This is a genomic window from Streptomyces sp. NPDC005576 (assembly GCF_042871745.1).
GTDB lineage: Bacteria > Actinomycetota > Actinomycetes > Streptomycetales > Streptomycetaceae > Streptomyces.
In genome coordinates, this window is the sequence record NZ_JBIAJC010000001.1 from 641,040 (window position 1) to 651,607 (window position 10,568).

8 protein-coding genes are annotated in these 10,568 nt (G+C 71.0%); 5 read left to right on the plus strand and 3 right to left on the minus strand.

Annotated elements, in window-relative coordinates; translation table 11 throughout:
* Positions 1-70: 70 nt before the first annotated feature.
* Genes ACFYPN_RS02795 through ACFYPN_RS02805 form a run of 3 tightly spaced genes read right to left on the minus strand, consistent with a single transcriptional unit; the run spans position 71 to position 3,221 of the window.
* Positions 71-982, minus strand: coding sequence for a carbohydrate ABC transporter permease (locus tag ACFYPN_RS02795; RefSeq protein WP_389296517.1), 912 nt, complete (start codon positions 980-982; stop codon positions 71-73).
* On the minus strand, positions 979-1,905 hold the full coding sequence (locus ACFYPN_RS02800) for a carbohydrate ABC transporter permease (RefSeq protein WP_389296518.1): 927 nt from the start codon (positions 1,903-1,905) through the stop codon (positions 979-981). The genes ACFYPN_RS02795 and ACFYPN_RS02800 overlap by 4 nt, the downstream gene beginning before the upstream one ends.
* Positions 1,902-3,221, minus strand: a complete 1,320-nt coding sequence (locus tag ACFYPN_RS02805) for an ABC transporter substrate-binding protein (protein WP_389296519.1) — start codon at positions 3,219-3,221, stop codon at positions 1,902-1,904. Before ACFYPN_RS02805 ends, ACFYPN_RS02800 begins: the two co-directional genes overlap by 4 nt.
* 306 nt (positions 3,222-3,527) lie before the next feature.
* Here ACFYPN_RS02805 and ACFYPN_RS02810 point away from each other — a divergent pair, with 306 nt between their 5' ends.
* From ACFYPN_RS02810 to ACFYPN_RS02830, 5 genes are all read left to right on the plus strand, one after another.
* Positions 3,528-5,561, plus strand: a complete 2,034-nt coding sequence (locus tag ACFYPN_RS02810) for a beta-galactosidase (protein ID WP_389296520.1) — start codon at positions 3,528-3,530, stop codon at positions 5,559-5,561.
* Positions 5,562-5,628: 67 nt separating this feature from the next.
* Positions 5,629-7,284 (plus strand): arabinogalactan endo-beta-1,4-galactanase, encoded by a 1,656-nt coding sequence (locus ACFYPN_RS02815; RefSeq protein WP_389296521.1) that lies wholly within the window; start codon positions 5,629-5,631, stop codon positions 7,282-7,284.
* Positions 7,285-7,458: 174 nt separating this feature from the next.
* Positions 7,459-7,899, plus strand: coding sequence for a GNAT family N-acetyltransferase (locus tag ACFYPN_RS02820; RefSeq protein WP_389296522.1), 441 nt, complete (start codon positions 7,459-7,461; stop codon positions 7,897-7,899).
* A 150-nt stretch (positions 7,900-8,049) separates the two neighbouring features.
* Positions 8,050-8,592, plus strand: a complete 543-nt coding sequence (locus ACFYPN_RS02825) for an SRPBCC family protein (RefSeq protein ID WP_389296523.1) — start codon at positions 8,050-8,052, stop codon at positions 8,590-8,592.
* Between the two features lie 93 nt (positions 8,593-8,685).
* Positions 8,686-10,251, plus strand: coding sequence for an AMP-binding protein (locus ACFYPN_RS02830; protein ID WP_358761373.1), 1,566 nt, complete (start codon positions 8,686-8,688; stop codon positions 10,249-10,251).
* Positions 10,252-10,568: the final 317 nt, after the last annotated feature.

Below are 10,568 nucleotides of genomic sequence, written 5' to 3' on the forward strand. Positions count from 1 at the left end.
CCCGGGGAAGAGGGCGGGTCCGGCGGGCCCGGAGAGGATCGGCGGGTCCGGCCGGCCCCGGAGGGGATGGTCAGGACTTTACGGCGCCGGAGAGCAGGTCGAGGCTCCAGAACCGCTGGACGACCAGGAAGAGGGCGATCAGCGGGAGGATCGCCAGCAGCGCGCCGGTGATCACGAGCGTGTAGAGGGCCGGTGTGGTCGAGCCCTGCTGGAGGAGGGTGAAGAGCCCGAGGGTGACCGGGAACTTCTCGTCGTCGCTGAGCATGATGTAGGGCAGCAGGAAGTTGTTCCAGACCGCGACGAACTGGAAGAGGAACACCGTCACCAGCCCCGGCAGCATCATCGGCAGCGCGATGGTGCGGAAGATCCGCCACTCGCCGCCGCCGTCCATCCGGCCCGCCTCGATCACGTCGGGGGGCACGGCGGCCGTGGCGTAGATCCGGGCGAGGTAGACGCCGTACGGAGAGAGGACGACGGGCAGCAGTACCGAGAGGTACGAGTCAGTGAGGTCGGCCTTCGCCAGCAGCAGGTACTGCGGGACCGCGAGGATCACCGGCGGCATCAGTACCCCGGCGAGCAGGATGTTGAAGATGGTCTCCCGGCCCCGGAAGCGGTACACGGCCAGGGCGTACCCGGAGACCGCGGACACCGCCGTGGAGAGCAGTGCGCCCACCCCGGCGTAGAAGGCCGAGTTGCCCATCCACTTCCAGTAGACGCCGTCCCGGTACGCCGAGAGGTCGGCGACGTTGTCCGTGAACCCGGAGCCGGGCAGGAAGGTGAAGGTGGAGAAGAGTTCGCTGCCGGACTTGGTCGACGCCACGACCACCCAGAGCACCGGCAGCAGGCAGTAGACGGCGCCGAGCAGCAGCGCGGCCGTCGGGATCGCCGCGAAGCGGCGCGGCGGGCGGTCGGCGCGCGAGGCGTGCGGGGAGCGGGAGGTCTGCGGGGTCCGGGCGTCGGCCGGGAGGGTCTGCGTGCTCATCGTGCGTCACCCTGCTTGGTACGGGAGTTGGCGGCCCGGAGGAAGCCGAAGGACAGGGCGAGGGTGGCGACGGCGATGATGACCGCCTGGGCCGCCGCCGCGTAGATGTCGTTGTTGACGAAGGCGTCCTGATAGACCTTCATCAGCGGACTCCACGTGGTGGAGAGGGAGTTGGTGAGCGGCTTGAGCGTGGTCGGCTCACTGAACACCTGGAGGGTGGCGATGATGGAGAAGAAGAACGTCAGCACCAGCGAGGGCGCCACCATCGGGATCTTGATCCGCAGGGCGGTCTGCCACGGCGAGCAGCCGTCCAGCCGGGCCGCCTCGAAGACCTCGGCGGGGATCGCCCGGAGCGAGGTGTAGATCACGATCATGTTGAAGCCGGTGCCGCCCCAGACGGCGATGTTGGCGAGCGAGGCGTAGAGCGGCCCGCCGTCCAGCAGGTCCGGCTGCGGCAGCCCGAGCCGGTCCAGCACCCAGAAGAACGGGCTGACGTCCGGCAGGTAGAGGAACCCCCACATCAGCGCGGCCACCACCCCGGGGATGGCGTACGGCAGGAAGATCGCCAGCCGGGTGAAGCCGCGGAGCCGGACCCGCTCGGTGTCGAGCATCAGCGCGAACAGCAGCGCGAAGCCGAGCATCACGGGCACCACGATCAGGCCGTAGCCCAGGATGCGCAGCGCGCCGTGCAGCAGCTCGGAGTCGGAGAGGGCGTCGGTGTAGTTGGCGAGGCCGGCCCAGACCTCGTCGCGGGCGCCCTTGCCGAGGCCGAGCCCCTCGACCTCGGTGCGGCGGAAGCTGAGGTAGAGGGCGTAGCCGATGGGCAGGGCGAAGAAGAGCAGGAAGAGCAGGGCGGCGGGGACCAGGAAGGCGTACGGGGCGCTCCTGACCCCGTACGACCCCCTGCGGCGTGCGCGTATCACTCCGAGACTCCGAAGCCCTGCTTCTTCAGGTCGGCGACCGTGGCGTCCTGCATCGCGCTCAGCGCCGCGCCGAAGTCCGACTTGTCCTTCGCGGCCTTGGCGAAGCCGTCCTTGAAGGCGGTGTACGCGACGTTGACGTTCGGGCCCCAGGCGGCGGGTGCGGTGCCCTTCGCGATCTCGGAGGCCTTGGTGTAGAAGTCGGGCTGGTTGGAGAAGTACGCCGGCGGCTCGGCGAGCGCGCCCCCGGTCTGCGCGGCGGTCGCGGCGGGGTAGATGCCGGACTCCTTCACCAGCGCGGCGAGCGCGGCGGGGTCGGTGTTGAGCCACTTGGCGAACTTCGCCGCCGCGCCCTTGTTCTTCGAGTCGTTGGTGACGGCGGTGGAGGAGCCGCCCCAGCTGCCGGTGACGTTCTCGCCCGCCGTCCACTGGGGGAGCGGGGCCATGGCCCACTTGCCCGCCGTGTCGGGGGCCGCGGTGGTCAGGGTGCCGGGGGCCCAGACCGCGCTGACCCAGGCGATCTGCTTGCCGGTGTTCAGCGCCTTGTTCCAGGCGGGGGTGTACATCGGCTGGTTGTCGATCGCCCCCTCCTTGACCAGGCCGCCCCAGAAGTCGGCGACCTTCCGCGTGGCCGGGTCGTCGATGGCGACCTTCCACGTGTCGTCACCGGTGGTCCACCACTTTGCGCCCGCCTGCTGGGCGAGGCCCGCGAAGAGACCGGAGTCGTTCGAGGAGAAGGTCGTCAGGTCGGTGCCGGGCGACTTCTTCTTCAGCGCGCGGGCCGTCTCGGCGAATCCGTCCCAGGTGGTCGGGACGGTCAGCCCGTACTTCTTGAACAGGTCCTGGCGGTAGTAGAACATCAGCGGGCCGGAGTCCTGCGGCAGCGCGTACAGGGCGTCCGTCCCCAGCGTCACCTGCTGCCAGACCCCGTCCGCGAAGGCGCTCCTGGCGTCGCCCGCCTCCTTCGATATGTCCGCGAGGACGTCGTTGGAGACCAGTGTGGGCAGCGCCTGGTACTCCGCCTGCACCAGATCGGGGGCCTTGTGCGCCTTGGCCGCAGTGATGATCTTGGTGACCAGGTCGTCGCCCGACGCCTGCTTCTTCACCGTGACGGTGATGCCGCTCTTCTTGCCCTCGCCCTTGTTCCAGATGTCCGAGACCTTGTCGAGGCCGGGCGCCCAGGACCAGTACGTGAGGTGGGCGGGGCCCGCGGCGGCGGGCGCGTCGCCCTTCCCGTCGTCCGACGAGCCGCAGCCGGTGAGGAGGGCGGAGGCGGCGAGGACGACGGCCGTGGAGAACGCGACGTTGCGGTGCTTCATGGTTTTCCCCTGACGAGAACCGAGGGTTCAGCGCGGTAGGTGCGCTGTGAGCGTTCACAGTAGAGAAACGGAACCGACACTTGTCAATGGTTGTAACTGTGCGGTTATCTTGGCATCACACCGCCGAACGGTTGTGTGCACGTTCACAGAAACGTGCACACCGAGGCCAGAGGGCGGCGTCGCGGGCCGGCGGCGCCACCGGAGGGCCGACCGGTCGGGGGCGCATCCGTACCGCCCGGTGACGGGCCGCCGCCGGACACGGTGACGGGCGACCGCCGTGACGCTTGAGAACGCCAGGAGACCCCCATGCCCCACACCGCTCCCCGAGGTCTGGACCGGCTCGCCTTCGGCGGCGACTACAACCCGGAACAGTGGCCGGAAGAGATCTGGCCCGAGGACGTGCGGCTCATGCGCGAGGCCGGCGTGACCATGGTCAGTGTCGGGATCTTCTCCTGGGCACTCCTCGAACCCGAGCCCGGCGCCTACGACTTCGGCTGGCTCGACCGCGTGCTCGACCTGCTCCACGAGGGCGGCATCCGCGTCGATCTCGGCACCCCGACCGTCGCCCCGCCCGCCTGGTTCTACCGCGCCCACCCCGAGGCGCTCCCGGTGAACCGCGACGGGGTCAGGTACGCCTTCGGCTCACGCGGCGCCATCTGCCACAGCAACCCCGACTACCGCGCCGCCGCCGCCCGCATCACCGAGGAGCTCGCCCGCCGCTACGCCGGCCACCCCGCCCTCGCCCTCTGGCACGTCCACAACGAGTACGGCGTACCCGTCTCCGCGTGCTACTGCGACCACTGCGCCGCCCACTTCCGCCGCTGGCTCACCGCCCGCCACGGATCGGTCGACGCCGTCAACAAGGCCTGGGGCACCGCCTTCTGGGGGCAGCACTACCGCACCCTCGACGAGATCGACCCGCCGCGCACCACCCCCACCGTAGGCAACCCCTCCCAGCAGCTGGACTACCGCCGCTTCGCCGACGCCACCCTGCGCGAGAACTTCACCGCCGAACGCGACACCCTGCACCGGCTCGCCCCCGGCATCCCCGTCACCACCAACTTCATGACCGCGCTCAGCCAGTGCGACTCCATCGACTACTGGGCCTGGGGCCGCGAGGTGGACGTCGTCACCAACGACCACTACCTGATCACCGACGGCCGCCGCACCCACGTCAACCTCGCCATGGCCGCCGACCTCACCCGCTCCGTCGCGGGCGGCGCCCCCTGGCTGCTCCTCGAACACTCGACGAGCGGCGTCAACTGGCAGCCCCGCAACCCCGCGAAGCGCCCCGGTGAGATGGCCCGCAACAGCCTCGCGCACATGGCCCGCGGTTCGGACGGCGCGATGTTCTTCCAGTGGCGGCAGTCCCGCGGCGGCGCCGAGAAGTTCCACTCCGCGATGGTTCCGCACGGCGGCACCGACACCCGGATCTGGCGCGAGGTCACCCGGCTCGGCGCGGACCTCGGCCTCCTGGACGGCATCCGCGGCACCCGCACGGTCGCCGACGCCGCGATGGTCTGGGACTGGCAGTCCTGGTGGGCCCAGTCCCTGGAGTGGCGCCCCAGCCAGGACCACGACGCCCGCGAGCGCGCCGACACCTACTACCTCTCGCTCTACGACCGCCACCTCACCGTGGACTTCGCCCACCCCGAGGCCGACCTCTCCGCCTACCCGCTCGTCGTCGTGCCCGCCCTCTACCTCGCCACCGAGCGCGCGGGCGAGAACCTGCGCCAGTACGTCGAAGGGGGCGGCACCCTCGTCGTCTCGTACTTCTCCGGCATCGTGGACCCCGACGACAACGTCCACCCCGGCGCCTACCCCGGTGTCCTGCGGGACGTACTCGGCCTGACCGTCGAGGAGTTCTCCCCGCTCGGCGAGGGCGACACCGTCCGCCTCGTCACCCCGGAGGGCGCCCCCGAGGGCCCGTCGCTCACCGGCGACCTCTGGTCGGACGTGGTGGTCCCGCGCGGCGCCGAGACCATCTGGTCGTACGCCGACGGGATCGCCGGAGGCCGGCCCGCCGTCACCCGCAACCGCCTCGGCGCCGGCACGGCCTGGTACGTCTCCACCCGGCTCTCCGGCCCCGACCTCGACGCCGTGCTCGACCGCGCCTGCGAGGACGCCCGGATCGCCCCGCGCACCTCGCTCCCGCACGACGTGGAGGTGGTCCGCCGCACCGGGGAGAGGGGCACCTACCTCTTCGTCATCAACCACACCGAGGGCGACACGAAGGTTCCGCTCGACGCCCCCGGCACCGAACTCCTCACCGGCGAGCCCGCCACCGGACACCTCGCCGTCCCGGCGGGCGCGGTCCGGGTCGTACGGCTCGACGCCTGAGCGCACCACCCGCACCACCGGCAGGACCCCCGTATCCCGCACGACGGCCGAAGGGACATCGACGACGATGTACGGAAAGACGCTGTTCGCAAAGGCACCGTTCGCAAAGGCGCCGTTCGCACGAGCGCTGTACGGCAGGACGGCGTACGCACCTGAGGCGGCCGTCCGCCGCACCCCGCGCGGCGGACGCCGGGCCGCCGCCGCGCTGACCGCTCTCGGCGGGCTGCTGCTCGCGGCGCTCCCCGCCCAGGCCGCCCACGCGGCGGCCACCGTCACCAACCCCGGCTTCGAATCGGGCGCCACCGGCTGGACCACCTACTCCGCCGGCGGTCAGAGCGCCGCCTCCTTTACGGAGGCCGGCGGCCACGCGGGCTCCACCCGGCTCAGCCACTGGTCGGCCTCCGCCTACAAGGTGGAGACGTACCAGTACCTCTCGGGGCTGACCAACGGCACGTACACACTCAGCGCCTGGGTCCGCTCCAGCGGCGGCCAGAACTCCGCGTACATCGCCCTCCGCAACTGCGGCTCCACCGAACAGCGCACCGACCTGCCGCCCACCGCCAACGGCGCCTGGATACGCCTGGTCACCTCCGTCAAGGTCACCGGCGGCGCCTGCACCATCAGCCTCGACTCCGACGCCCACGCCGGGGAATGGGCCAACTTCGACGACATCACCTTCACCCCCGGCACCACCGGCCTCAGCGTCAAGGGCGGCGACCTCTCCACCCTCCCCAAGAACGAGGCCCACGGCGCCGTCTACCGCACCGCGAACGGCACCGCGGGCGACGCCATGGGCCTGCTGCACTCCGCCGGAATGAACTACGTACGCCTCAAGGTGTGGGTGAACCCGGCCGACGGCTACAACGACAGGGCCCACGTCCTCGCCATGGCCAAGCGCGCCAAAACGCTCGGCATGAAGATCCTCGTCGACTTCCACTACTCCGACGCCTGGGCCGACCCCGGCAAGCAGACCAAGCCCGCCGCCTGGGCCGGTCACGGCTACACCCAGCTCAAGACCGACGTCTACAACCACACCTACGACGTGCTCAACGCCCTCAAGGCCCAGGGCACCACGGCCGACATGGTGCAGATCGGCAACGAGATCAACGCCGGCCTGCTCTGGCCCGAAGGCTCCACCGACAACTGGACCCAGCTCGCCGGCCTCCTCACCGCCGGTACGAACGCCGCCAAGGCCGTCTCCTCCTCCACGAAGGTCGCCCTGCACCTCGCCAAGGGCGGTGACAACGCCGGCACCCGCTGGTGGTTCGACAACGCCGTCGCCCACGGCGTGCCCTTCGACGTCATCGCCCTCTCGTACTACGGCTACTGGCACGGCCCCCTCTCCGACCTCCAGACCAACCTGGACGACACGGCCTCCCGCTACGGCAAGCCGGTCCTGGTCGCCGAGACCGCGTACGCCCACACCCTCGCCGACAAGGACGGCCTGGAGAACAACATCGCCACCGCCGACCAGCTCGTCGCCGGCTACCCCGCCACCCCGGCGGGCCAGGCCGCCAACTTCCGCGACGTGCTGAACGTCGTCGAAGCCGTCCCGGGCGGCCGGGGACTCGGCGCCGTCTACTGGGAGCCCGGCTGGACCGCCGTCACCGGCAGCGGCTGGGACCCGGCCGACGCGTCCTCCGGCAATGCCTGGGAGAACCAGGCGCTCTTCGACTACAACGAGAAGCTCCTCCCGGCGGCGAACTGGTTCTCGCACCGGTAAGGGCTGCTCCCGGCGTCCTACGGGGAGTGCGTGCCGGGCACCCGTACCGGTTACCCGTACCGGGATTGGCGAGGCCCCGCCGTTCCTCCGTACCCCGGGGAGCGGCGGGGCCTCGTCGTCCCGGTTCTCCGGCGGCCGTACCGCGGCGGGCCCGGAGTGCGTAGTGTCCTCGCCGTGGAACTGACCATGACCGACATCGCGCCCGCAGACCCCGCCATGGCCTCCGACGTCGCTCCGCTGATCCGAGCACTGAGGCCGGGGCTGACGCAGGCGGGTTTCATGGAGTTCGCCGCCGAAGCGCACGCGCAGGGGCTCGTCTTCACCGCCGCCCACGGCGACGGCCGTTGCGTCGCGGTCGCCGCACACCGGGTGCTGGCGACCAGCCGGGGCCGGCTCCTCTTCGTCGACGACTTGGTCACCGCCCCCGGAGTGCGGTCGGGCGGTATCGGCACCCGGCTGATGAGTGAGCTGGAGGAACGGGCGCGCCGGGCCGGCTGCACCCGGATCGAGCTCGACTCGGGGGTCTCCAACCACGGCGCGCACCGCTTCTACCACGCGGGACGCATGGCGATCGTCGCACTCCACTTCGCCCGCGACCTCTCCGACGGCCGGTAGCCGGCGTCCGGCAGTGCCGACCGGTCGCCGGTGGCCGGTAGTCGGCGGCCAGGGGTCGGTGTCCGCCCGAGCTTCGTCCCGGCGCCCAACTTGACGTACCCGTGAGCCGCCCTTTGACCCGCGCGGTGACGGCTCTGCACCATTCCTGGCATGGGCGAAACCACCAATGAGAACAAGCCGCTTTTCCGCGCCGAGGCCGAAATCGACATCTCGGCCACACCGCAGGAAATCTATTCGGTGATCAGTGACCTCCCGCGCAGTGGGGAGTGGAGTCCTGAATGCCAGGGCGGCGAATGGGTCACCGGTGAGCCGGCCACGGCGGGCGCGGTGTTCCGGGGGGAGAACCGCCGTGACCCGGATGTCGTGGCGTGGGCGCCCGTCGTCCGGGGAGTCTGGACCACCTACTCCGAGGTCGTGACCGCCGAGCCGGACCGCACCTTCCGCTGGGCGATGCACGACAGCGCGGGCCGGAAGCAGCACAGCGTCTGGGGTTTCGACATCAGGGAGGCCGACGGGAGCAGCGTGCTGGTGCACCACTTCCGGATGGATGCCGCCACCGAGGGCATCGTCGGGATCACCTCGGAGATGGACGAGACCCAGAAGGCACGGTTCTTCGAGGAGTGGGGCGACAAGATCGCCGGTGACCTCGCCGTCACCCTGGAACGCATCAAGGTCGTCATCGAGAAGCAGTGAGCCGCCGGACCGAATATCGGCACGCACGCGTGCCGAGCGTTCCATCCATGTCAAGGGCTGAAATCAGGTAGCTGCGGCTGAGAGGGCGGGCAGGTGCTTCTTCAACGTATCGGAAACCAGGGCATTCAACTCGGGAGGCTTTTCGAGCGGGCCGCCTCCCGCCACGGGGCGAACGTCCTCATTCTGGACCACGATCTCGACGTGGCGCCGGAGCTGGGCCGGCGGGCGACCATCGCCGAGGTGGCGGACCTGGTGGACGATCTCGCTTCGCGGCTGTGGGCCGCGAAGGTCCGCCCCGGGGGGCGCGTGGTCGTCTACAAGTCCGACGGTTTCGACATCACCCTGCTGGCCTGTGCGGCGACACGCATAGGCGCCGTCCCGGTGCTGTTGTCGCCGAAACTGGACGGCGCGACCGCCGCCGAACTGGTGCGCCGCACGGACCGGCCGTGCCTGATCACCGACCAGGACAAGCTGGAGAACGAGCTGCCGGCGGAGGTGTTCGACCTCGCCGATCAGGTGGTCCTCACCTCCGGCAGCTACCGGGACGCCGTCGAACTGCGGTCGCTGGCCGGGGTGGAGCGGGTCACCCCGGTCATCATGCCCGCGGATCATCCGACGCTGATCACCCACACGTCGGGAACCACCGGCACCCCCAAGCTGGCCGTGCACACCGGCTTCAGCCTGGAATCGCGCTACCGCCCCCAGGCATCCGTCATCAGGCCGCTGATCCCCGGCCGCGAGACCATCGCGATCCACGTCTCCTTCGTGCACTCCCGGCTCATCACCGCGCTCGCCATCGCGCTGTACCGCGGGTTCCCGCTGGTGGTGCTCCGGGGGTCGGACCCGAAGCTCATCGGCGACCTGTTCGCCCGCGTGAAGCCGGGCATCCTGGAAGCGCACCCCAACTCCTACATGGCGTGGGAGGAGTTGGCGGACGACCCTCGAGGGCCGCTGTCCAACGTCAAGCTCTACAGCAGTACCTTCGACGCGATCCACCCGCGCACCGTGCACCGCCTGTTGCGGGCCACCAAGCGCAGATCGCCGTTCTTCGGCCAGCTCTACGGACAGAGCGAGGTGGGCCCGGCGGTCGCACGCGGCTTCACCAGGCGCCGCACGCTGGACGACGACGGCCGCTGCGTCGGCCTCCCGTTCCCCGGCATGACGGAAGTCCGGGTGGTCAGCCGCGACGGGAACCCGCCGTCCGAGCAGAACCCCGGCCACATAGAGGTCCGCAGCGACGGACGGGTCGTCACCTACCTCGGCGAGCAGGAACGTTACGACGCCCAGGTGTCCAAGGACGGCTGGTGGCGGATGGGTGACGTGGGCTACCGCACCAGGTGGGGCTGCGTGCACCTGCTGGACCGCGAGGTCGACCTCATCGAGGGCTTCGGCAGCACCCTCGCCGCCGAGGACACGCTCTTCGGGAAACTGGCGGAACTCACCGAGGTCATCATCGTCCCCGGCGCCGACGGCAGGGCCGTGCCCGTGGTGTGCACCAAGGACGACGAGCCCCTGGACCCCGCGGCCTGGAAGCGGGCGACGGCCACCCTGCCGCCGATGGCCGAGCCGGTGCAGTGGAAGCTGGACGACCTTCCGCAGACCGCGACCACCAAGATCAAGCGGCTGGAGCTCGCCCGGCTGCTGGCGGCCGGAACGTAGTGCCCCTCCCGGCAAGCTTCGTCCCGTCGCGGTGGTCGGCACGCCCGCTCGCGGTGTTGGCAGAAAGCCCTGGTAGCTCCGCTACGAGGGCCTCCGGCCGCCTTGCGACCGCACGCACCGACCACCGCTCTTCACGGGGCGGACACTGCCGGTCGCGGCACGGGTAACGGCGGCCCGCCCCGGCCGCACCCGAAGCGCGGGGGGGCCCCCCCGCCACCCCGGGGCCCCCCCCCCCCCCGCGGGGGCCCCCCCCCCCCCCCGGGGGGGGGGCCGCGGGCGCCGGCCCCCCCCCGGGGCCCCGGGGCCCCGCCCCCCCC